The organism is Streptomyces sp. TRM70350, assembly GCF_019219825.1.
Lineage (GTDB): Bacteria > Actinomycetota > Actinomycetes > Streptomycetales > Streptomycetaceae > Streptomyces.
Window position 1 is genome coordinate 359,102 of record NZ_JAHUXH010000003.1, and the last position, 22,841, is coordinate 381,942.

Genomic DNA, 22,841 nt, shown 5'->3' on the forward strand with positions numbered 1-22,841 from the left:
CGCGGGCCGCGCCCCACAAGGGGCGCGGGGCCGCAACATATGCGGCTCCGCCGCGCGGGCGCGACCAGCCGCGGACGGCCCGCGATGTTCATACGACCTGATTTCCGCCGGGACCGATGCCCCTCACCCCGGGAGGGCATGGCACGCTTAGTGCATGGCCGTGCAGATCAACCCCAGCATCCTGTCCGCCGACTTCGCCCGTCTCGCCGACGAGGCGCGGGCGGTCGAAGGGGCCGACTGGCTCCACGTCGACGTCATGGACAACCATTTCGTCCCGAACCTCACGCTCGGCGTGCCGGTCGTGGAGTCGCTGGCCCGTGCGACGGACACCCCGCTGGACTGCCACCTGATGATCGAGGCCCCCGATCGGTGGGCCCCTCAGTACGTGGAGGCGGGCGCCTCCTCGGTCACCTTCCACGTCGAAGCGGCCGCCGCGCCGGTACGGCTGGCCCGGGAGATCCGGGCCAAGGGCGCCCGGGCGTCCATGGCGCTGAAGCCGGCGACGTCCATCGAGCCGTACGAGGATCTGCTGCCCGAACTCGACATGTTGCTGATCATGACGGTTGAGCCGGGCTTCGGTGGGCAGGCGTTTCTGGACATCATGCTGCCCAAGATCCGCCGCACCCGGGAACTGATCAGCAAGCACGGCCTGGAGCTCTGGCTGCAGGTCGACGGCGGGGTCTCGGACGCGACGATCGAGCGCTGCGCGGAAGCGGGCGCCGATGTGTTCGTGGCCGGTTCCGCCGTGTACGGGGCCGCCGACCCGGCCGCCGCGGTGCGTGCCCTGCGCGCCAAGGCGGAGTCCGCGACGCAGCACGCGGCATGGGTGTGCGACCACTGAGCCACGGTTACGTGAACGGCGCCCGTCGGGCGCCCAGCAGGGCTGATCAAGCGCGCCGGATCTGCAAGGATGAACGGCGAATCCAGAGTGTGAACAGCAGTGAGGAGATCGCCGTGTCGGGTATGTCGGCGGGCCGGTCAGCCATGCGGATGGGACCCGCTGAGCTGGTGCAGGCGGCGGCCATGGCCCGCCGCTTCTACCTCGAAGGCAAGTCCAAGATCCAGATCGCGGAGGAGTTCGGCGTCAGCCGCTTCAAAGTGGCCCGGGTCCTGGAGACCGCCCTCGAACGGGATCTCGTACGCATCGAGATCCGTGTGCCGGCCGAGCTGGACGCGGAGCGCTCGGACGCGCTGCGCGCCCGCTACGGCCTCAGGCACGCCGTCGTGGTGGAGTCCCCGGCCGAGGCCGAGGAGACCCCCGACCCCGAGAACCTGGGCGAGGTGGCCGCCGACCTGCTCGGCGAGCTGGTCAACGAGGGTGATGTGCTCGGGCTGGCCTGGGGCCGGTCCACCATCCACATGGCCGCCGCCCTCGACAAGCTGCCGCCCTGCACGGTGGTGCAGCTGACGGGCGTGTACGACGCCGGGACCGCCGAGCGCGGCTCCGTGGAGGCCGTGCGCCGGGCCGCCCAGGTCTCCGGCGGCGACGCCCACCCCATCTACGCGCCGATGCTGCTGCCGGACGCCGCCACCGCGGCCGCGCTGCGCCACCAGACGGGGATCGCCCGGGCCTTCGACTACTTCGACAAGGTCACCGTCGCCTGTGTCTCCATCGGCTCCTGGGAGCCCGGCATCTCCACGGTGCACGACATGCTCAGCGACGAGGAGCGCTCCCACTACGCGTCCCTCGGTGTCGCCGCCGAGATGTCCGCGCACCTCTTCGACGCCGACGGCCGCCGGGTCGGACGGGACCTGGGGGAGCGGTGCATCACGGTCAAGGCCGAGCAGCTGCGCCGTATCCCCGAGGTCGTCGCGATCGCGGGCGGGCAGCGCAAGGCGGCCGCCATCGACGCGGTGCTGCGGTCGGGGCTCGTCACCAGCCTGGTCACGGACACCTCCGCGGCCGACTATCTGATGACGGCCGGACCGACCCCGCGGCCGGCGCTGAACAGGGCCGACCCGGACGGGCCCTGACGGACGGTCACATGGGGACAGCCGTGGCGGAAACCCGCCGCGGTCCGTCCCTCTGCGACTCCCTCCACCCCGACGATGGGGGCTGCGCCCGGGCGCTTCGGCTGCCCGAATGGTTCGGCCGCACCCGGGACGCGCTCGCCGCCAGCTCTTCACCGCCCAGCAGGTGTTCGCGCAGGCCGGGGACGCGGCGCCGGGGCCGACCGTGGCGCTCGCCCTTGGAGGATCCTCCTAAGGGCCCCCTGACCTGCCTGGACGAAGTCACCGGGCATCGCATTCCGGCCGACATGGGAGAATGAAGTACGTGCTCTTCTCCCCTGGCTGACCTGTCCGGGGGCCACCTCTGATCGACTGGGATGTGCAGCACGTGCGTTTCCTCAATGACATCCAGCCCTCGTACGACCTGACGTACGACGACGTGTTCATGGTGCCGCGCCGCAGCGCGGTCGGCTCCCGTCAGGGCGTGGACCTCAGCTCCCCGGACGGCACGGGCACCACGATTCCGCTCGTCGTCGCCAACATGACCGCCATCGCCGGCCGCCGCATGGCCGAGACCGTGGCCCGGCGCGGCGGCCTCGTGGTCATCCCGCAGGACATCCCGATCGACGTCGTCACCGAGGTCGTCTCCTGGGTGAAGAGCCGCCACCTGGTCCTCGACACCCCGATCGTGCTGGCCCCCCACCAGACCGTCGCCGACGCGCTCTCCCTGCTGCCCAAGCGGGCGCACAACGCCGGTGTCGTCGTCGACGAGGAGCACCGCCCGATCGGTGTCGTCACCGACCGGGACCTCACGGGCGTCGACCGCTTCACCCAGCTCGAAGTGGTCATGTCCAAGGACGAGCTGCTCCTGCTCGACGCCGGTATGGACCCCCGCGAGGCCTTCAACACCCTCGACCACCACAACCGGCGCTACGCCCCCGCCGTCGACGCCGACGGCAAGCTCGCCGGCATCCTCACCCGCAAGGGCGCGCTGCGCGCCACGCTGTACAAGCCGGCCGTCGACGCCCAGGGCAGGCTGCGCACAGCCGCCGCCGTCGGTATCAACGGCGATGTCGCGGGCAAGGCCAAGCAGCTGCTCGACGCGGGCGTCGACACGCTCGTCATCGACACCGCGCACGGCCACCAGGAGTCGATGATCACCGCCATCAAGCTGGTGCGCGCCCTCGACCCGCAGGTGCCGATCGTGGCCGGCAACATCGTCTCCGCTCAGGGCGTGCGCGACCTGATCGAGGCGGGCGCCGACATCGTCAAGGTCGGTGTGGGCCCCGGCGCCATGTGCACCACCCGCATGATGACCGGCGTGGGCCGCCCCCAGTTCTCGGCCGTGCTGGAGTGCGCCGCCGAGGCCAGGAAGTACGGCAAGCACGTGTGGGCGGACGGCGGTGTCCGGCACCCGCGTGACGTGGCGATGGCGCTGGCGGCCGGTGCGTCCAACGTGATGGTCGGCTCGTGGTTCGCGGGTACGTACGAGTCGCCGGGCGACCTCCACCACGACGCCAACGGGCGTGCGTACAAGGAGTCGTTCGGCATGGCGTCCGCGCGTGCGGTGGCCAACCGCACGGCGGAGGAGTCGGCGTACGACCGTGCCCGCAAGGGCCTGTTCGAGGAGGGCATCTCCACCTCCCGCATGTTCCTCGACCCCGCCCGACCCGGCGTGGAGGACCTGATCGACTCGATCATCGCGGGCGTCCGCTCCGCCTGCACCTACGCCGGCGCCGCCTCCCTGGAGGAGTTCGCCGAGAAGGCCGTCATCGGCATCCAGAGCGCCGCCGGTTACGCGGAGGGCAAGCCGCTGCACGCCAGCTGGAACTGACTCGACTGCCTCACGGACGGCCCCCGGTGACGGGGGCCGTTTCGCGTTCCCGCACCTACCGTCAGTGCACCCGGTACCGGGGCCTGGGGACTGTCGGTCAAGGAGCTGGAAGCGCCCTGACCGGGCCTTCGCGCAACGGTTCACAGCCCGCCGTGCAACGAACGCACGCCGAGCCCCCAGGAACGCAATGATCTTGCGGGCATACGCAAGGTTGCTGCATTACAACGGCAACGCCCCTGCTCATAGGCTGTCGCCTCGTACGTGGCGTGGCGGGGACCCCGCTCGGTGGGTTCCCGTGTCTTCACGGGGGATGCCGCCGGTCCCCGTCCCCTGACCGGCAGCAACAAAGGAGCCAGCGCGTGCTCGACCAAGGCGCACCCCCGCAGCACAGCAGCCAGACCGACCCCACGTCCCCGGGGGTCGGCGCGCGCCTGATGCGCCGCAAGCCCGTGGAACGCCTGGTCGCGGAGGGCGGCCAGGGTGAGGGAGGCTCGCTGCGGCGCTCCCTCGGCCTGTGGCAGCTCACCATGATCAGCATCGGTGCCACCCTCGGCACCGGCATCTTCGTCGTCCTCGGCGACGCCGTCCCCGAGGCCGGTCCCGCGGTCACCCTGGCGTTCGTCATCGCCGGTCTGACGGCGCTCTTCTCGGCCCTGTCGTACGCCGAGCTGGCGGGCAGCATCCCCGTGGCGGGCTCCTCGTACTCGTATGCATACGCAACGATGGGCGAACTCGTCGCCTGGGTCTGCGGCTGGTGCCTGGTCCTGGAGTACGGCGTGTCGGTGGCCGCGGTCGCGGTCGGCTGGGGCGAGTACCTCAACGAACTGCTCCACGGGACGATCGGCGTCACCATCCCCTCCGCGCTGTCCTCGGCGCCGGGTGAGGGCGGCATCGTCAACCTGCCCGCGCTGATCGTCGTCCTGCTGGCGATGATCTTCCTGCTCGGCGGTGTGCGGGAGTCCGCACGCGCCAACACCATCATGGTCGTGGTGAAGATCGCCGCGCTGGTGCTGTTCTGCACGGTCGGCTTCATGGGCTTCAAGTCCGGCAACTACGCCGACTTCATGCCGCTCGGCATGGCCGGCGTCAGCGCCGCCGGTGCCACGCTGTTCTTCTCCTACATCGGTTTCGACGCCGCCTCCACCGCCGGTGAGGAGGCCAAGAACCCCAAGAAGGACCTGCCCCGCGCGATCATGCTCTCGCTGATCATCGTGACCGCCCTCTACGTGCTCGTCGCGGCCGTCGCCGTCGGCGCCTGGAACTGGACCAAGTTCGAGGGCTCCGACGCATCCCTCGCCGCGATCATGAACGACGTCAGCGGCCAGTCCTTCTGGGGCACCCTGCTCGCCCTCGGCGCGGTCATCTCCATCGCGAGCGTCGTCCTGACCGTGCTCTACGGCCAGACCCGCATCCTCTTCGCGATGTCCCGCGACGGCCTGGTGCCCAAGGCGCTCGGCAAGGTCCACCACAAGACCGGCGCGCCGCGCCTCAACACGGTGATCGTGTCCCTGTTCTGCGGTGTGCTCGCCGCCCTGATCCCGCTCGGCAAGCTCGTCGACGCCACCAGCATCGGCACGCTGTTCGCCTTCGCGCTGGTCAACATCGCGGTGATCGTCCTGCGGTACAAGCGGCCGGAGCTGGAGCGCACGTTCAAGGTGCCGTTCGGGCCGGTGCTGCCGGTCCTGGGCTTCGTCTTCTGCGCGTACAACATGTTCAGCCTCGACACCGTGACCTGGGTGGTCTTCGGGTTCTGGATGGCCTCCGGTCTCGTGTTCTACTTCCTGTACGGCTACCGCCGTTCCCGTCTGGCCGTGGCAGACGCATCAGTCGCATCAGAAGTGAAGTGAACCACCCGCAGTGCTGAACGATCTCGACGAACGCATCGTGCACGCCCTCGCCGAGGACGCCCGCCGCTCCTACGCGGACATCGGGCAGCTCGTCGGCCTGTCCGCGCCCGCCGTGAAGCGGCGCGTGGACCGGCTGCGCGCGACCGGCGCCATCACCGGGTTCACCGTCCGGGTGGACCCCTCGGCGCTGGGCTGGGAGACCGAGGGGTTCGTCGAGATCTACTGCCGCCGCAACACCTCGCCGGAGATCATCCAGCGGGGCCTGGAGCGCTACCAGGAGGTCGTGGCCGCGTCCACCGTCACCGGGGACGCGGACGCGATCGCCCAGGTCTTCGCCTCCGACATGCGGCACTTCGAGCGGGTCCTGGAGCGGATCGCGGGGGAGCCGTTCGTGGAGCGGACCAAGTCCGTGCTCGTCCTGTCGCCGCTGCTGCGGCGCTTCTCCTCCGGAGCGCCCACCTGATCCCGGCGTGCGGTCTACCATCGGTCGCATGACCTGGCGACATTGACCTTCACGCGCCCCTGAGCCCGGCGTCCGGCGACTGACCCGGACGCTGTACGGCTACGCCTTCCTGGACGACTTCGTCCTGCTGTACCCGGTCTACGCCCTGCTCTTCGGCGACACCGGGCTGTCCCTCGGGCAGATCTCCTCCCTCTTCGCCCTGTGGTCGGTCACCGGCGTGCTGCTGGAGGTCCCCTCCGGCGCCTGGGCCGACGCCGTCTCCCGTCGGCTGCTGCTGTGGCTCGGCCCGCTGCTGACCGCCGTCGGCTTCGCCCTGTGGGTGCTCATCCCCTCGTACGGGGCGTTCGCGCTCGGGTTCGTCCTCTGGGGCGCGGGTGGAGCGCTCGGCTCCGGCGCGCTGGAGGCGCTGGTGTACGAGGAACTGGACCGGCTCGGCGCGGCCGACGACTACGCCCGCGTGATGGGCCGGGCGCGTGCCGCGGGCCTGGTGGCCGTGATGGCCGCGATGGGGCTGGCCGGGCCGGTGCTCGCGCTGGGCGGTTATCCGCTGGTCGGTGCGGCGAGCGTGCTGACCTGTCTGCTGACGGCGGCTGTGGCGACCCGCTTCCCCGAGCATCGCGCCACGGCGTCCGGGAGTGGGAGCTGGTACGGCACGCTGCGCGCCGTCGGCCGCCCCGACCGGTCGGTCACCGCCGCACTGCTGCTCGTCGCGGCCGTCGGGTCGGTGTGGGGCGCCCTCGACGAGTACACGCCGCTGCTGGTCCGGGACACCGGCGTGCCGGACGGGGCCGGTCCCTCTCTGCTCCTGCTGATCTGGGCGGGCGCCACCGTCGGGAGCCTGCTCGCCGGTCCGGGCGAGCGCCTCGGCGCGGCCGGGTTCGCGGGTGTGCTCGCCGGTTCCGCAGTGGCCCTCGCCGTGGGCGCCCTGGCCCGGGCGCCGGCCGGTATCGCGCTGGTCGCCGTCGCCTTCGGCGGCTTCCAGCTGGCGAGTGTGCTGGCCGACGCCCGGCTCCAGCGGCGGATCGACGACAGCGCGCGGGCCACGGTCACGTCGATCGCGGGGCTGGGCACCGAACTGGCCACGGTCGCGGTGTTCGGCGCGTACGCGGCGATCGGCTCGGCGACCGGGCACAGTACGGCCTTCGCGGTGTTCGGGGTGCCGTACCTGGTGATCGCGGTGCTGGTGGCGGGCGCGGGAAGGGGAGCCCGTCGCCGGAGTGAGCCACCCTGGAGCGGGGGCTGACCGGCGGCGTGCCCCCGCCACATCGCGCAACGCGTCTTCGACGCCCGGCGGGGACCCGGCCGCGCCGGGCGCCCCGAGGAGGAGGGGACGTACGGCGAGGGCGCGCAACGAATCGCCGGGCCGTGCGGAACGGACGCAACAATCCGGCCGTCAGCGCGCAACGGCTGCTCCTTGTCCGGCCGCGCCCCCCGCCCGTACGGTCTACGTGGCCCCCACACCCATCCGTCCTGGTGAGGAACACGCATGCGCACCGCCCTGCTCCAGAGCTCCGGCCGGCCCGGCTCCACCGTCGAGAACCTCAAGGTCCTCGACGAGGCCGCGGGCCGTGCCGCTGCCGCCGGTGCCGGGCTGCTGGTCACGCCGGAGATGTTCCTGACCGGCTATGCGGTCGGCGACGACATCGCCCGTCTCGCCGAGCCCGCCGACGGTGACGCGGCCGACGCCGTCGCCGAGATCGCCACGCGGCACGGCCTGGCGATCGCGTACGGCTACCCGGAGCGCTCCGCCGACGTGGTCTTCAACTCCGCCCAGCTCATCTCCGCCGACGGCACGCGGCTCGCCAACTACCGCAAGACCCACCTCTTCGGCTGCTTCGAGCGCGACCACTTCACGCCGGGCGAGCAGCCGGTGGTCCAGGCCGAGCTGGACGGGCTGCGGGTCGGGATCATGATCTGCTACGACGTGGAGTTCCCGGAGAACGTCCGGGCGCACGCCCTCGCCGGCACCGACCTGCTGCTGGTGCCGACCGCGCAGATGCACCCGTTCCAGTTCGTCGCCGAGTCGCTGGTACCGGTGCGGGCCTTCGAGAACCAGATGTACGTGGCGTACGTCAACCGGGTCGGCCACGAGGGCGAGTTCGAGTTCGTGGGGCTGTCCACCCTCGCCGGGCCGGACGGTTTCGCCCGCACCCGCGCCGGGCGCGGTGAGGAACTCGTCCTCGCCGAGGTGGACCCCGCCTTCCTCGCCGCCTCCCGGGAGGCGAACCCGTATCTGAAGGACCGCCGCCCCGGCCTCTACGGGTCGCTCGTCTGAAACCCCCACCCCGTTCTTCTTGTGCAAGGAGCCCGTACCCCATGACGTCCACGGTGCCCAACGCCGTCGAGCACGCCGACGAGCAGCAGCCGCCGATCACCATGTTCGGCCCGGACTTCCCGTACGCGTACGACGACTTCCTCGCCCACCCGGCGGGCCTCGGCCAGATACCCGCGACCGAGCACGGCACCGAGGTCGCGGTCATCGGCGGCGGCCTGTCCGGCATCGTGGCCGCGTACGAGCTGATGAAGATGGGCCTCAAGCCCGTCGTCTACGAGGCCGACCGGATCGGCGGACGCCTGCGCACCGTCGGCTTCGAGGGCTGCGACCCGTCGCTGACCGCCGAGATGGGCGCGATGCGCTTCCCGCCGTCCTCCACCGCCCTCCAGCACTACATCGACCTGGTCGGCCTGGAGACCAGGCCCTTCCCGAACCCGCTGGCGGAGGCCACCCCGTCGACCGTCGTCGACCTCAAGGGCGAGAGCCACTACGCCGAGACCATCGACGACCTGCCGCAGGTCTACCGGGACGTGGCCGACGCCTGGAACAGGTGCCTCGAAGAGGGCGCCGACTTCTCCGACATGAACCGGGCGATGCGCGAGCGGGACGTGCCGCGCATCCGCGAGATCTGGTCGAAGCTCGTCGAGAAGCTCGACAACCAGACCTTCTACGGCTTCCTCTGCGACTCGGACGCCTTCAAGTCCTTCCGGCACCGCGAGATCTTCGGCCAGGTCGGCTTCGGCACCGGCGGCTGGGACACCGACTTCCCCAACTCCATCCTGGAGATCCTGCGGGTCGTCTACACCGAGGCCGACGACCACCACCGCGGCATCGTCGGCGGCTCCCAGCAGCTGCCGCTGCGGCTGTGGGAGCGGGAGCCGGAGAAGATCGTGCACTGGGAGTACGGCACCTCGCTCGCGAAACTGCACGAGAACGGCGAGCCGCGCCCGGCGGTGACCCGGCTGCACCGCACCGCGGGCAACCGCGTCACCGTGACCGACGCGAACGGCGACATCCGCACCTACCAGGCGGCCATCTTCACCGCCCAGTCCTGGATGCTGCTGTCGAAGATCGCCTGCGACGACTCGCTGTTCCCGATCGACCACTGGACCGCGATCGAGCGCACCCACTACATGGAGTCGTCCAAGCTCTTCGTGCCCGTGGACCGCCCGTTCTGGCTGGACAAGGACGAGACGGGGCGTGACGTCATGTCGATGACGCTCACCGACCGTATGACGCGCGGGACCTACCTCCTGGACGACGGTCCGGACAAGCCCGCCGTGATCTGCCTGTCGTACACCTGGTGCGACGACAGCCTGAAGTGGCTGCCGCTGTCCGCGAACGAGCGGATGGAGGTCATGCTGAAGTCGCTCGGCGAGATCTACCCGAAGGTCGACATCCGCAAGCACATCATCGGCAGCCCGGTGACGGTCTCCTGGGAGAACGAGCCCTACTTCATGGGCGCGTTCAAGGCCAACCTGCCCGGCCACTACCGCTACCAGCGGCGCCTGTTCACGCACTTCATGCAGGACCGGCTGCCCGAGGACAAGCGGGGCATCTTCCTCGCCGGTGACGACATCTCCTGGACGGCCGGCTGGGCCGAGGGCGCCGTCCAGACCGCGCTGAACGCGGTCTGGGGCGTCATGCACCACTTCGGCGGGACGACCGACCCGGCCAACCCCGGCCCCGGCGACGTCTACGACGAGATCGCGCCGGTGGAACTGCCCGAGGACTAGGGCAGGCCCTAGATTCCGGCCGCTCGCGCCTGCTCGTACACCTGGGCGGCGACGTCCTTGAGTTCCTGGGCGTCCCGCACGGTGGACTGGAGGTCGAGGAGGATCTCGTCGAGGCCGATCCGGGCGTGCGCGACCAGGTCCTCGATGATCTGGTCGACGCTGCCCTGGAAGGGGCTGCGGTCGGGGCCGTCGTAGGCCTTGGCCGTGTACTGCGGGTTCACCCGCAGCACCGTGCGGATCGGCTCCTTACGGCCGCGCTCGGCCGCCAGATCCTGCAGCTCCCGCCACTGCGCGGCCACGGCCTCGGCGCCCATGCCCACCGGCATCCAGCCGTCGGCGTGGTCGACGAGGCGGCGCCGCGCCCTCGGGGTGTTCGCGGCCAGCAGGATGGGGATCGGCCGGGCCGGTTTGGGGCCGACCACGGCCGAGGCGATCTTCGTGACGCGCCCGTCGTACGACACCGGGTCCGGACCCCACACCGCGCGGCACACCCCGATCAGCTCGTCCAGCATCTGGCCGCGCTCCTCGAACGGCCGCACCGACGCGGCCGCGTACTCGTCGTGGGACCAGCCCGTGCCGAACCCGGCGACCACCCGGCCGCCGCTCGCCGCGTCCAGCGAGGCGAGCGCCTTGGCGAGCTGGAACGGCACGTGCAGGGGTGCCACCAGCACGCTGGTGCCCAACTCGGCACGCTCGGTGGCCGCGGCCGCCAGGGTGAGGGTGACCAGCGGGTCGGCCACGCCCCGGTAGGAGTCGGGCCAGGGGAGGCCCTCGATGCCGTACAGGCCCTGGGTGGCGGGCTCGGGGAACAGAGCCCGCTCGTACACCCACAGGCTCTCGTAGCCGGTCCCCTCAGCGGCGCGCGCCACGTCGGGCACGTCACGTCCGAGGTCGTACTGCCTGTTCTGCGGGAGGCCGAGTCCGAGGCGTGTCGCCATACCGTGTGCTCCTTTGCAAGAGGTCTGTTTCTGTCGAACGTACAGCTCTCACACGGGAGTTCCAGGGCGTGGCAGGGCCGACACCGGATCAGCCCGGCAGCGGCGTGAGCATCATCCGGCCCGCCAAGCCCACCGCCGCGTCCAGGCGCTCGGTGAACTCCGCGGCGAGGTCAGGCAGCCTGCGCAGCGCCCACAGGGCCCGCGCCGCCGACCACGTGGCGTCCCGGGCGCGTTCCAGGCTCCACGCGCCGAGCAGATGGGTGAGCGGGTCGGCGATCTGGAGCAGGTCGGGACCCGGCATCAGATCTTCGCGGATGCGCTCCTCCAGCGTCACGAGCAGGTCGCCCACGCGGTCGAACTCGTCCTCCAGCTCCGCCGGTTCGCAGTCCAACGTACGACAGGCGTCCACGACGGCGAGCGCCAGGTCGTGCCCGATGTGCGCGTTGATGCCCGCGAGCGCGAACTGCAGCGGCCGTACGCCGGGATGGCGGCGCAGCTGGAACAGCGGCCGCCAGCAGGCCGGTGGACGCCGGTCCGCCGCGACCGCGTCGACGGCCGCCAGATAGCGCTCCGCGAACCGTACGTCCAGCGTGATCGCGGCCCGCGCGTCGGGGAAGGCCCCGCTGTCGATGCGGTGGTCGACGGCCTCGGTGACGGCGAGGTAGACACGGTTGAAGACCGCGACCCCGTCCTGTGCGGGCAGGGCCGCGGCCAGCGCGCGCATCCGGGAGACGACCGCGTCGACGGGAGTGGTGAACTCTTCCAACTGCGTCATGGGGGCAGCGTCCCAGCCCTACGCCGGCCCGGGTGCAGGCGAGCCCGGCGCTTCCCCAGAACGAGGGACGCGGCCGCCACGCGTGGGGGAGTGCAGGGCGGAGCAGCCGGGGACCTTCTTACCGTCGCACGCCTATGACGTGGCCTCGTCGTAGCGGGAGGTGCCCTCGTCCAGGAGCGGCCGCTGCGTCTTGAGGTGGGCGGGGGCGAACGCCCGCAGCGCGTGGTAGCCGGTGATGACGACGAGCGTGCCGAGGGCGATGCCGCTCAGCGAGAACGTATCAGGGCTGGTCGCGGGTGCTTCGTACACGTGGGCGACCACCCACCACCTTGGGGCGGTCCCGGTCCCCGGAGCGCAGCACGCCCGCGAACACCGCCAGGCCGCACGACAGGAAGGTCACCAGAGCGAACGACACCACCAGGCTCGTCGCCTGCGCCAGCGTGCCGATCGCGCTCGGCGCGATCAGCCCTGAGGTGTACGTGATGGTCGCGACGCCCGCGATGGCCTGGCTCGGGTTCGGGCCGCTGCGGCCCGCCGCCGCGAAGCACAGCGGGACGACCACGGCGATGCCCAGACCCATCAGCGCGAAGCCCGCCATGGCCGTCGCCGGGTGGTCCGAGAAGACGATCAGCAGACCGCCCACGGTGGCGAGGACGCCGCCGGTGCGGACCGTGCGCACCGAGCCGTAGCGGTCCACCACCTTGTCGCCCGCGATCCGGGCGAGCGCCATGGTGAGGGTGAAGCCGGTCGTGCAGGCGGCCGCGAGACCGGCCGACGTGCCCAGCTCGTCCTTCAGATAGACCGCCGACCAGTCCAGGCTCGCCCCCTCCGCGAACACCGCGCAGAACCCGACCGCGCCGATCAGCAGCGCCGACCTCGGCGGCAGCGCGAAGCGGGGCGGGGGTTCCTCGTCCTCGGCGGGCTGGAGGTCCAGCACCCAGGTGCAGGCGAGCAGGCCCAGCAGGGTGAGGCACGCGGCCGCCAGCGCATGGTGCAGCCGGGCGTCCGTGCCCAGGTGCGCGGCGAGCGTGCCGCCCGCCGAGCCGATCAGGGCGCCCGCGCTCCACATGCCGTGCAGGCCGGACATGATCGAGCGGCCGAGGCGGTTCTCGACCTCCACGCCGAGCGCGTTCATCGCGACGTCCGCCATGCCGGCCGTGGCGCCGAAGGTGAACAGGGCCAGGCAGAGCGCGAGCAGGTTGGGCGCGAGGGACGGCAGGACCAGCGCCAGCGTCCACAGGGCGAGCAGTCCGCGCAGGGCCGTGCGGGCGCCGAAACGGTGGCTGATCCGGCTCGCCAGCGGCATCGCCAAGGACGCGCCGAGGGCGGGGAAGGCGAGCGCCAGGCCGAGCTGGCCGGCGCTCACCGAGGCGTGGTCCTGGATCCAGGGGACGCGGGTGGCGAACGAGCCGGTGACCGCGCCGTGCACGGCGAACACGGCGGCCACGGCGTACCGGGCGTGTTTCACCTCTCGGTGCTCGTAGACCACGTCCTTCATGTTCCCGCCCATGTTCCCGCCCCTTGTGCGTCCCGGCGCCGACCGCGTCCGGCGGGTAAATTATCAGGGACCCTGCCTGATAGATAGAGGGCACGGTGCGACAGGCCCCTCTGGAAGGATCACGGCATGCCCGCATCCCCGAGCACCGCCCGGGCCATCAACGACCGGCTCGCCCTGCGGCTGTTGCAGCAGGAAGGGCCGTTGACGGCCGGGCAGCTGAAGCAGTTGACCGGCCTGTCCCGGCCCACGGTCGCCGACCTCGTCGAACGCCTGTCCGCCGCCGGTCTGGTCGCGGTGGTGGGCGAGGCGGGGGAACAGCGGCGCGGGCCCAACGCCAAGCTGTACGGGATCGTCGCCGACCGCGCGTATCTGGCCGCGCTCGACGTCCGCACCGAGGGCGTCTCCGTGATCGTCTCCGACCTGCTCGGCCGGGTGCTCGCCGAGGCGTCCGTGCCGATCGGCGACGACACGGGCACCGGGCCCGCGGTGGAGCAGGCGGTCGCGCTGGTGGAGCGGGCGGCGAAGGAGGCCGGGGCGATGGGGGCGCCCCCGCGCGAGGGCGCGCGAGCGTGGGGGAGGCTGCACACCGTCGGGATCGGCGCGCCCGGCCTGATCGACCCCGCCACCGGCGAACTCCGCGACTCCTCCGGCCTGCCCGCCTGGCACCGGCGCCTTGTCGCGGCCCTGCAGGAACGTCTTCCCCACGCCCGGATCATCATCGAGAACGAGACCAACCTCGCGGCGCTGGCGGAACAGCGGGAGGGGGCGGCCCGGGACCGGGACACGTTCGTGCTGCTGTGGCTGGGGCACGGGACCGGCGCGGCGGTGGTGCTGGACGGGGCGCTGCGGCGAGGGGCGTCCGGTGGCACGGGGGAGATCGGGTTTCTGCCGGTGCCGGGGACGGGTGGGCTGCCGTCGGCGACGGACTGCGCGGGGGGATTTCATTCGCTGGCGGCGGCGGGGGCGATCGTGGGGCTGGCGGGGGAGTGCGGGGTGGAGGCGGACAGCGCGGGAGCGGGGGCCGCGGAGTTGGTGCGAGGGGCCGTGGGGGCGGTCGGCGGTTCGGCGGCATCCGGTGGGGCCGCCGCCCGTTTCCTCGGCGCCCTGGCCGACCGCCTCACCATCGGCGTCGCCTCCGTCGTCGCCGTGCTGGACCCCGGCTGCGTGGTGCTCGGCGGGGAGGTCGGGCAGGCCGGTGGCGGGGTGCTCGCCGGGCTGGTCGAGGAACGGGTCCGGCGGATGTCGCCGCTGGTCACGGAGGTGCGGGCGAGTGTGCTGGGCGGCGGTGCCGTACTGCGCGGGGCGTTGCTGACCGCGCGGGACCGGGCCCAGGACGAGCTGTTCGCACCGCCCGGGCGTTAGGGGTCCTTGCACTATGCCCGCCCGGGTCGCGCGGCCTGGCACCGCACCTCGCCGCGTTGCCGACCGGGTCCGCCCTCCGGCGGACGACGCGAGTCTGACGACAAGGCCCGGGATCATCACGCCCTTCGGACGCCCCCGATGTGCACCGTCAGGTGCTCCTCGAACGTGCCCTTCCCCACCGCCTGCCGCGGCGCGAGGTGCCCGCCGCCGCGGAAGGCGCGGTACGTCTGTCCCCACATCGGTACGTTCACGATCGCCCGCCGGCGGCCCGTGGCCCTCAGGTACGAGCGGGCCAGGGACTCGACCGTCCGCACCTCGGGGCCGCCCATGTCCTCGGCCCGCCCGGCCGGTCCGCCCGCCGCCAGTTCCGCGAGCCGGGCCGCGACCTCGGCGACCTCGATCGGCTGGACCTTCAGCCCGGCCGGCAGCAGCATGACCGGCGGCCTGGCCAGGGTGTCGAACAGCCGGACGAGCAGGTCGTGGAACTGGGTCGTGCGCAGCACGGTCCAGCCCAGCCCCGACTCCGCGATCAGCCGTTCCACGGTGAGCTTCGTCTTGTAGTAACCGAACGGCACCCGGTCGACCCCGACGATCGAGATGCAGATCAGGTGGCCCACCCCGGCCCGGCGCGCCGCCGCGACGAGATGGGCCGCCGCCTCCTCGTCACCGCCGCGCGGAGTGGCGCAGTGCACGATCGTGTCCGCGCCCGCGACGGCCGCGTCCAGTGTGCTGCCGCCTTCACGCAGGTCGACGGCGTACGGCTGGGCGTGCCGACTGAGCACCCGCACGTCGTGCCCGTCCGCGCTCAGCCGCTCGGTGACGAGTCGGCCGAGGGTTCCGGTACCGCCGGTCACCAGGATCGTGGTCATGCTGTTCAGCCCCTTCGGACGCCGTGCGCTCCCGGCTGGAGCGCCCTTCGCCTGCAGGGACCGAGTAGCCCCCCTTGGAATGCGACAACCGCGGGGGTGGCGCGCCTCGTACTCCTCGGCCTTGGGGAGGCCCGGCGGCGGGCAAGGGCCGTCGTCACCGCCGCCGGGCCCGTCCTGGCCGGGGGTCAGCAGGCGCCGAGGTCCTGCCAGACCCCCCACTCACCGGTGGTGCCGGGCTCCTCGCCCTTCGTCCACCACTTCGCCTTCCACGAGTGCCCACCATGGGCCACCGTGCTGCCTCCGCCGTACTCCGTCGTGGCGTTCCAGGCCGGAGCCGTGCACTGCCCGGTGCCGCCCGTCGGGGTGGGCGTGGGTGTCGGGGTCGCCGTCCCCGGCTCCACCACCGTCGTCCCGCGCGCCAGATCCCCCGCCAGGGCGTACGTCTTCCCGCCGAACGTCACCGTCCAGTTCGACGGCGTCGACACGGGCAGGTAGTACACGAAGTCCAGCTCCACCGACGCGCCCGGCGCCAGCGTCTGCCAGCTCGGCAGCTTCAGCGAGACCCGGTGGTAGTCGCCCTTGAGGCCGCCTGCGTTCGCCCCGGTGTGATCGCTGCGGATCACCGAAGTCCCCCAGCCGGACTGGTCCTTGGCGTTGCCGGGCGCCGAGGTGGCGTAGTCGAACCGGAACTCCGTACCGCCCGGCAGTGCCGTCTGCGTCCGGTTCGTGATCTTCAGCTTGGGGCTGATCGGGTAGTTGGAGTCGCCGAGCGGGAACTGCCCGAACTCCACGTCGATGTCCAGCGCCTCGGTCGGCAACTCGATCGTCGACCGCTGCGCGCCGTACGGCGAGGCCGACTTGAACTTCTCGTACATCAGGGTCGTCAGCGTGGACCCCGGCTCGTACTGCCCCTTGGCCGCGTTCCACGCGTAGTCACCGGCCAGCTCCCACACCATCGTGCCGCCGATGCCGCGGTCCACGACGTAGTCGGCCTTGGCGGCCACCGACTGCTCGTCCTCCGTGGACAGGAACACCTTCTTCTCGGCGTTCCACAGCCAGGGCGCGACCAGCGTGGCGTCGTACTTCCGGGCGTACGTCCCGGTCAGCGCGGTGCCGGCGGGGAAGCCGTACCGCGTGACGTAGTCGCCGACGATCCCCTTCTCCAGGTTCTTGGCGTGCCACATCGGGTTGGAACCGGCCGGCGACTCCTCGCCGTTCGTGTCCCGGTCGTGCCAGAGGTTGTCGATGCCGGTGGCGCCGTCGCCGCACTTGGTCAGGCCCGACCCGGCCGGGCAGTCGGAGGAGGGCGCCCTGCCCCAGAGGCCGTCGGTGCCTCCGGTGACGTTCTTGAATCCCCGGGTGTAATAGGGCAGGCCGATGTTGATCCGTCCGGCCGGCATCGAGCCGCGGAAGTAGTGGTACGCCCAGTCGGTGTTCAGATAGCCGATGCCGCCGTACTGGGACGTGGAGTACACGCCCGCGGCCGCGAGTTCCGCGTCCCTGCCGTCGTCGAAGAGCGAGGCGTTCGGGCCGACGTACTCGTTCCACGCGCCGTGCAGGTCGTACGACATGATGTTGACGTAGTCCAGGTACTTCTGCACCTGGAAGGTCTCCATACCGCGCAGCAGGTATCCGGAGGAGGGCGCCGCCACCGTCAGCAGATAGTGCCGGCCGTCCGCCGCGCCCGCGCGGTCGAGTTTCTCGCGCAGGGTCTTCATCAGGGCCGCGTAGCCCTTGACCAGCCCGGCCCGGCGGGCGTTGGAGACCGGCCAGTCGAGCGGGTTGCCCGCGTCCTTCATGGTCGTCGGGTACTCGTAGTCGATGTCGACGCCGTTGAAGCCGTACTGCCTGATGAACTCGACCGCCGAATGCGCGAAGGTGTCGATACCGGCCTGGTTGACCGAGCCGTCGGCGTTCGTGGCCATCGAGTAGAAGCCGCCGGAGTTGACCCGCGTGCCGTTGTCGTCGACATAGCCGCCGGTCTCGGCCCAACCGCCCACCGAAATCAGCGTCTTGACGTCCGGGTGCTGTTTCTTGAATTTGTTCAGCAGGTTGAAGTGGCCCTTGTAGGGCAGTGCCGGGTCCATTTCGGCGCCGGTGACACCGGGCCAGGTCATTCCGGTCGCCGGATTCGTGGTGCCGTCCGTGCCCACCGAGATCCTGTTGCCTGCGTCGACGTGCGCGAAGGCGTAGTTGAGGTGGGTGACCTTGTCCCACGGGATGTCCGAGGCCAGATAGGCGGGCGTGCCGTCCTTGCCGGTGCGCCAGCCGGTGAAGTAGCCGATCACCCGGCGCTGGTGGTCGGCGCCCATCTTCTCCCGGCCCGCCGAGTCGTAGACCGAGCAGTACGGGACGTCCACGCCGGGCGTCCGGTACAGCCCGTCGGGGCGGCAGGACTCCTGGTCGGCGGCGTGCGAGACGGTGGCCGGGAGACCGGCGAGGACCAGGCCCGCGACGGCCCCGGCGGCCGTGAGCAGGGCGGATCCGGATCTGTGACGCGAGGGGGACAGCACGGTCGGTTCCTCTCCACGGAGTTGCGCAGACCCTAGAGAGGACTAGACCAGTGCGTCAATAGGTATGTACCAATTCAAGCGGGCGTGTGCGGACGGGAGTTGGGGCCCGCTTCCGGCCGCCCGAGAAGCCCAGTGATGCACCCTGTGAGCCACCCCACATCGCTCGCCCGTATGGACGTCGATCGGTCGTGGCACACTGGCCCTGTACCAGTAGCAGCGCACTCCGGGGTCGGTGAAAGTCCGAACCGGCGGTTACAGTCCGCGACCCGGTCGCCTCCAGCGGCCGGTTGACCAGGTGAAACTCCTGGACCGACGGTTAAAGTCCGGATGGGAGGCAGTGCGCGGCGAGCGGGCATCCGTGCGCGCCGCCGACTGTGATCGTCCCGTGTCGGGACGAGTCCGTCCGGCGACGCCCCCGGTGTCCCGCTCGTACTTCTGTCGTCTCGGCAGCCCCGGAGTCCGTGCCCGAAGAGGCAGGAGGACCCGGGAAGTGTTCACCGGAATCGTCGAAGAACTGGGCGAGGTCACCGCCGTCGAGAACCTCGGCGACGCCTCCCGCTTCCGGCTCCGCGGCCCCGTCGTCACCGAGGGGGCACGCCACGGCGACTCCATCGCCGTCAACGGCGTCTGCCTCACGGTCGTCGACCACGAGGGCGACGAGTTCACCGCCGACGTCATGGCCGAAACCCTCAAGCGCTCCAGCCTGGGCGTCCTCACCGTCGGCTCCCGCGTCAACCTCGAACGGCCCACCGCCGTCGGCGCCCGCCTCGGCGGCCACATCGTGCAGGGCCACGTCGACGGCACCGGCACCGTCCTGGAGCGCACCCCCTCCGAGCACTGGGAGATCGTGAAGATCTCCCTCCCGGCCGACCTCGCCCGCTATGTCGTCGAGAAGGGCTCCATCACCGTCGACGGCATCAGCCTCACCGTCGTCGAGGCCGGAGCCGACTACTTCACCGTCAGCCTGATCCCCACCACCCTCGCCCTGACCACCCTCGGTCTCAAGCAGCCCGGCGACCCGGTCAACCTCGAAGTCGACATCATCGCCAAGTACGTGGAGCGGCTGCTGGCCGGTCAGGGGGCCACCCGGTGAACTGGCTCAACTCCGAGGCCTTCACCGTCTTCGGGCAGCACATCAAGTGGTCGGACATGATCGGCAACGTGATCGGTCTGCTCGCCCTGGCGCTCGGCTGGCGTCGCTCGATCTGGACCTGGCCCGCCCAGTTCGTCTCCGGCCTCATCCTCTTCGCCGCCTTCGCCACCGCCCACCTCTCCGGCAGCGCCGGCAAGCAGGTCGTCGTGATGCTCGTCGCCGCGTACGGCTTCTGGCAGTGGAACCGGGGGCGGCAGCAGGCCCAGGACGGCTCCATCGCCGTCCGCTTCGCGACCTGGCGCGAGCGCGCGGCGCTGGCCGGTGCCGCCGCGCTCGGCACCCTCGCGGTCGGCGGCCTGTTCACCGCGTACCCGACCCTGTCCTGGGACCCCTGGCCGGACGCGTACATCTTCGTCGGCACCGTCGTCGCCATGTACGCCCAGGCGCGCGGCATGGTCGAGTTCTGGTTCGCCTGGCTGCTCGTCGACCTGGTCGGCGTGCCGCTGAACTTCGCCAACGGCTTCGCCTTCTCCGGCTTCGTCTACGTCATCTACGGCGCACTCGTCCTGTGGGGCATGCGCGACTGGTGGCTGCGCTCCCGCCGGGACGCGCGGCCCGTCCTGGAAGGAGCACCGGCATGACCGCCCCCCCGTCTCCCACCACCCCAAACGAGGCGCTTCGCGCCGCTCCTTCGATTCCACCCGTCCTGTACAGCACCGAAGACTTCGACGACCTCACCCTCGATCCCGTCGAGCAGGCCATCGCCGACATCGCGGCAGGCCGGCCGGTCGTGGTCGTCGACGACGAGGACCGCGAGAACGAGGGCGACCTCGTCATCGCCGCCGAGAAGGCGACCCCCGAGATCGTCGCCTTCATGATGAGCGAGTGCCGCGGCCTGATCTGCGCCCCCATGGAGGGCGAGGAGCTGGACCGGCTCCGGCTCCCGCAGATGGTCGAGGACAACACCGAGTCGATGAGGACCGCGTTCACCGTCTCCGTGGACGCCTCCGCCGCCCACGGTGTGACCACCGGCATCTCGGCCTCCGACCGGGCGACCACGCTGCAACTGCTCGCGAGCGGCACCGCCGAGCCCGTCGACTTCGTCCGCCCGGGCCACATCTTCCCGCTGCGCGCCCAGCCCGGCGGCGTCCTCACCCGCAACGGCCACACCGAGGCCGCCGTCGACCTCGCCCGCCTCGCGGGCCTGCGCCCCGCCGGCGCCATCGTCGAGATCGCGGGCGAGGACGGCCAGATGCTGCGCCTGCCCGAGCTGATCCCGTTCGCCCGCAAGCACGGCCTGACGATCATCTCCATCGAGGACCTGATCGCCTACCGCCGCAGCTCCGAGCCCACCGTCCGTCGCGAGGCCGAGACCCGGCTCCCCACCGCCCACGGCACCTTCACGGCGTACGGCTACCGCTCCACCGTCGACGGCGTCGAGCACGTCGCCCTGGTGCACGGCGAGATCGGCGACGGCGAGGACGTCCTGGTCCGCGTCCACTCCGAATGCCTCACCGGTGACGTCTTCCACTCCCTGCGCTGCGACTGCGGCCCGCAGCTTCAGACCTCCCTGGAGCGCATCCACGCCGAGGGCCGGGGCGTGGTGGTCTACCTGCGCGGACACGAGGGCCGCGGCATCGGCCTGCTGTCCAAGCTCCGGGCCTACGAGCTCCAGGAGCGCGGCCGGGACACCCTCGACGCCAACCTGGAGCTGGGCCTGCCCGCCGACGCCCGCGACTACGCGGCCGGCGCGCAGATCCTCGCGGACCTCGGCGTGCGCAGTGTCCGCCTGATGACCAACAACCCCGAGAAGACCGGCGCGCTCGTCCGGCACGGAATCCGGGTCACCGAGCGCGAGCCGATGCCCGTGCAGGCGGGCGAGCACAATCTCCGGTACCTGCGCACCAAGCGGGACCGGATGGGCCATGACCTGCCCTGGCTGGACACGCCCGCCGTGACCACCTGTGGCAACCAGTAGATCAGCAACGAGGAGAAACGTGAGCGGCAAGGGCGCACCGGAACTGTCCGTACGCAATGTGGGTGACCTGCGGGTCGCCGTCATCGCGGCGCAGTGGCACGAGAAGGTGATGGACGGTCTGGTCGACGGCGCCCTGCGCGCCCTGCACGACCTGGGCATCGACGAACCGACCCTCCTGCGGGTCCCCGGCAGCTGGGAGCTCCCGGTCGTCGCCAAGGTCCTCGCCGGGCGCGGCTACGACGCGATCGTCGCCCTCGGCGTCGTCATCCGGGGCGGCACCCCCCACTTCGACTACGTGTGCCAGGGCGTCACCCAGGGCCTCACCCAGGTCTCCGTCGAGACCGGCGTCCCCGTCGGCTTCGGCGTGCTCACCTGTGACAACGAGGAGCAGGCCCTGGACCGGGCAGGCCTGGAGGGCTCCAGCGAGGACAAGGGACACGAGGCGGTGACCGCTGCGGTCGCCACCGCGGCCACGCTCCGCTCAGTATCCGAACCATGGCGTTAGGCGGGCCGGCACAGCGCGTAAAGTGGGCGGCACCATGTCCAAGAAGACGTTCGAGGAGCTCTTCACCGAGCTCCAGCACAAGGCCGCCCACGGCGACCCCGCCACTTCCCGCACCGCGGAGCTGGTCGAGAAGGGCGTCCATGCCATCGGCAAGAAGGTCGTCGAGGAGGCCGCCGAGGTCTGGATGGCCGCCGAGTACGAGAGCAAGGACGCGGCGGCCGAGGAGATCTCCCAGCTGCTGTACCACGTCCAGGTGATGATGGTCGCGCGCGGGATCTCCCTCGACGACGTCTACGCCCACCTCTGAACCACACGCCGCACAAGAACACCCCTTCACACAAAGGAAGCCGACCTCATGCTGCGCATCGCCGTCCCCAACAAGGGTTCCCTCTCCGGCCCTGCGGCGGACATGCTGCATGAGGCCGGCTACCAGCAGCGCCGCGAGTCCAAGGAACTGCGGATCGTCGACCCGGCGAACGACGTCGAGTTCTTCTACCTCCGCCCCCGGGACATCGCGATCTACGTCGCCTCCGGGCAGCTCGACATCGGTATCACCGGCCGTGACCTGCTGATCGACTCCGGCGCCAACGCCGAGGAGATCCTGCCGCTCGGCTTCGCCCGCTCCACCTTCCGCTACGCCACCAAGCCCGGCGGCATCAGCGGCCTGGCGGACCTGAACGGCAAGACGGTCGCCACCTCCTACGAGGGCATCGTCGCCAAGCACCTCGCCGACAACGGCATCGACGCCTCCGTCGTCCACCTCGACGGCGCCGTCGAGACCGCCATCCAGCTCGGCGTCGCCGAGGTCATCGCGGACGTCGTCGAGACCGGCACCAGCTTGCGCAACGCGGGCCTGGAGGTCGTCGGCGAGCCGATCATGAAGTCCGAGGCCGTCGTCATCCGCCGGGTCGGTACGGACGGCGAGGAGCCCAAGGTGCAGCAGTTCCTGCGCCGGCTCCAGGGCGTGCTGGTGGCACGGACGTACGTGATGATGGACTACGACATCCGCGCCGAGCACCTGGAAGCGGCCGTCGCCATCACCCCCGGCCTGGAGGGCCCCACGGTCTCCCCGCTGCACAACGAGGGCTGGGTCGCCGTCCGCGCGATGGTGCCCGCCGATGGCGCCCAGCGGATCATGGACGACCTGTACGACATCGGCGCCCGGGCCATCCTGACCACCGCCATCCACGCCTGCCGCCTCTGAG

The 22,841-nt window shown here is 71.3% G+C and carries 20 protein-coding genes, 1 pseudogene and 1 riboswitch; of the genes and pseudogenes, 15 read left to right on the forward strand and 6 right to left on the reverse strand.

The window, feature by feature from the left end; translation table 11 throughout:
* Positions 1-154: 154 nt before the first annotated feature.
* The 8 genes from rpe (at position 155) to KWI83_RS07720 (ending at position 10,105) form a co-directional block, all read left to right on the forward strand.
* Positions 155-841, forward strand: a complete 687-nt coding sequence (rpe, locus tag KWI83_RS07685) for a ribulose-phosphate 3-epimerase (RefSeq protein WP_218513518.1) — start codon at positions 155-157, stop codon at positions 839-841.
* Between the two features lie 89 nt (positions 842-930).
* On the forward strand, positions 931-1,974 hold the full coding sequence (locus KWI83_RS07690) for a sugar-binding transcriptional regulator (protein ID WP_218513519.1): 1,044 nt from the start codon (positions 931-933) through the stop codon (positions 1,972-1,974).
* Positions 1,975-2,338: 364 nt separating this feature from the next.
* Positions 2,339-3,784 carry a GuaB1 family IMP dehydrogenase-related protein gene (locus tag KWI83_RS07695; RefSeq protein ID WP_218513520.1) on the forward strand — a complete coding sequence of 482 codons (1,446 nt, stop codon included), beginning with the start codon at positions 2,339-2,341 and terminating at the stop codon, positions 3,782-3,784.
* A gap of 359 nt (positions 3,785-4,143) precedes the next feature.
* A complete protein-coding gene (locus KWI83_RS07700; protein ID WP_218513521.1) occupies positions 4,144-5,631 on the forward strand; it encodes an amino acid permease in 1,488 nt (495 codons plus the stop codon).
* 10 nt (positions 5,632-5,641) lie between these two features.
* Positions 5,642-6,094, forward strand: coding sequence for an Lrp/AsnC family transcriptional regulator (locus tag KWI83_RS07705; RefSeq protein ID WP_218513522.1), 453 nt, complete (start codon positions 5,642-5,644; stop codon positions 6,092-6,094).
* A 79-nt stretch (positions 6,095-6,173) separates the two neighbouring features.
* On the forward strand, positions 6,174-7,337 hold the full coding sequence (locus KWI83_RS07710; protein WP_218513597.1) for an MFS transporter: 1,164 nt from the start codon (positions 6,174-6,176) through the stop codon (positions 7,335-7,337).
* A gap of 243 nt (positions 7,338-7,580) precedes the next feature.
* Positions 7,581-8,369, forward strand: coding sequence for a carbon-nitrogen hydrolase family protein (locus KWI83_RS07715; protein WP_218513523.1), 789 nt, complete (start codon positions 7,581-7,583; stop codon positions 8,367-8,369).
* 41 nt (positions 8,370-8,410) lie between these two features.
* Positions 8,411-10,105, forward strand: coding sequence for an NAD(P)/FAD-dependent oxidoreductase (locus tag KWI83_RS07720; RefSeq protein WP_218513524.1), 1,695 nt, complete (start codon positions 8,411-8,413; stop codon positions 10,103-10,105).
* 8 nt (positions 10,106-10,113) lie between these two features.
* Here the strand turns inward: KWI83_RS07720 and KWI83_RS07725 are convergent, their stop codons facing one another.
* The 4 genes and pseudogenes from KWI83_RS07725 to KWI83_RS07740 form a co-directional block, all read right to left on the reverse strand.
* Positions 10,114-11,043 (reverse strand): LLM class F420-dependent oxidoreductase, encoded by a 930-nt coding sequence (locus tag KWI83_RS07725; RefSeq protein WP_218513525.1) that lies wholly within the window; start codon positions 11,041-11,043, stop codon positions 10,114-10,116.
* Positions 11,044-11,131: 88 nt separating this feature from the next.
* Entirely contained in the window at positions 11,132-11,818 is a 687-nt protein-coding gene (locus KWI83_RS07730) for a DUF5995 family protein (protein ID WP_218513526.1), read from the reverse strand.
* 132 nt (positions 11,819-11,950) lie between these two features.
* Positions 11,951-12,100, reverse strand: a pseudogene (locus KWI83_RS07735) (nitrate reductase); the annotation flags it as partial.
* Entirely contained in the window at positions 12,099-13,316 is a 1,218-nt protein-coding gene (locus KWI83_RS07740; protein ID WP_218513598.1) for an MFS transporter, read from the reverse strand. The gene KWI83_RS07740 and the pseudogene KWI83_RS07735, both read right to left, overlap by 2 nt.
* A 126-nt stretch (positions 13,317-13,442) precedes the next feature.
* On the opposite strand from KWI83_RS07740, the gene KWI83_RS07745 reads away from it, so the two are divergent.
* Positions 13,443-14,678 carry an ROK family transcriptional regulator gene (locus tag KWI83_RS07745; protein WP_218513527.1) on the forward strand — a complete coding sequence of 412 codons (1,236 nt, stop codon included), beginning with the start codon at positions 13,443-13,445 and terminating at the stop codon, positions 14,676-14,678.
* Positions 14,679-14,794: 116 nt separating this feature from the next.
* On the opposite strand, the gene KWI83_RS07750 is transcribed toward KWI83_RS07745, so the two are convergent.
* Both KWI83_RS07750 and KWI83_RS07755 read right to left on the reverse strand, forming a co-directional pair.
* Positions 14,795-15,547 carry an SDR family oxidoreductase gene (locus KWI83_RS07750; RefSeq protein ID WP_218513528.1) on the reverse strand — a complete coding sequence of 251 codons (753 nt, stop codon included), beginning with the start codon at positions 15,545-15,547 and terminating at the stop codon, positions 14,795-14,797.
* A gap of 185 nt (positions 15,548-15,732) precedes the next feature.
* A complete protein-coding gene (locus KWI83_RS07755) occupies positions 15,733-18,060 on the reverse strand; it encodes a chitinase C-terminal domain-containing protein (protein ID WP_218513529.1) in 2,328 nt (775 codons plus the stop codon).
* Positions 18,061-18,274: 214 nt separating this feature from the next.
* Positions 18,275-18,405, forward strand: a riboswitch (FMN riboswitch).
* A gap of 145 nt (positions 18,406-18,550) precedes the next feature.
* Here KWI83_RS07755 and KWI83_RS07760 point away from each other — a divergent pair.
* The 6 genes from KWI83_RS07760 to hisG are packed head-to-tail and all read left to right on the forward strand — an operon-like array spanning position 18,551 to position 22,840.
* Positions 18,551-19,153 (forward strand): riboflavin synthase, encoded by a 603-nt coding sequence (locus KWI83_RS07760; RefSeq protein ID WP_218513530.1) that lies wholly within the window; start codon positions 18,551-18,553, stop codon positions 19,151-19,153.
* The gene (locus KWI83_RS07765) at positions 19,150-19,794 is read left to right on the forward strand and encodes a nicotinamide mononucleotide transporter family protein (RefSeq protein WP_218513531.1); all 645 of its coding nucleotides are present in this window, start codon (positions 19,150-19,152) and stop codon (positions 19,792-19,794) included. The genes KWI83_RS07760 and KWI83_RS07765 overlap by 4 nt, the downstream gene beginning before the upstream one ends.
* Positions 19,791-21,131, forward strand: a complete 1,341-nt coding sequence (locus KWI83_RS07770) for a bifunctional 3,4-dihydroxy-2-butanone-4-phosphate synthase/GTP cyclohydrolase II (RefSeq protein ID WP_256361905.1) — start codon at positions 19,791-19,793, stop codon at positions 21,129-21,131. Before KWI83_RS07765 ends, KWI83_RS07770 begins: the two co-directional genes overlap by 4 nt.
* Positions 21,132-21,150: 19 nt before the next feature.
* Positions 21,151-21,636 carry a 6,7-dimethyl-8-ribityllumazine synthase gene (gene ribH / locus KWI83_RS07775; protein ID WP_218513532.1) on the forward strand — a complete coding sequence of 162 codons (486 nt, stop codon included), beginning with the start codon at positions 21,151-21,153 and terminating at the stop codon, positions 21,634-21,636.
* A gap of 34 nt (positions 21,637-21,670) precedes the next feature.
* Positions 21,671-21,943, forward strand: a complete 273-nt coding sequence (locus tag KWI83_RS07780; protein WP_171107994.1) for a phosphoribosyl-ATP diphosphatase — start codon at positions 21,671-21,673, stop codon at positions 21,941-21,943.
* Positions 21,944-21,991: 48 nt separating this feature from the next.
* Positions 21,992-22,840, forward strand: coding sequence for an ATP phosphoribosyltransferase (hisG, locus tag KWI83_RS07785; RefSeq protein WP_218513533.1), 849 nt, complete (start codon positions 21,992-21,994; stop codon positions 22,838-22,840).
* Position 22,841 lies beyond the last annotated feature (1 nt).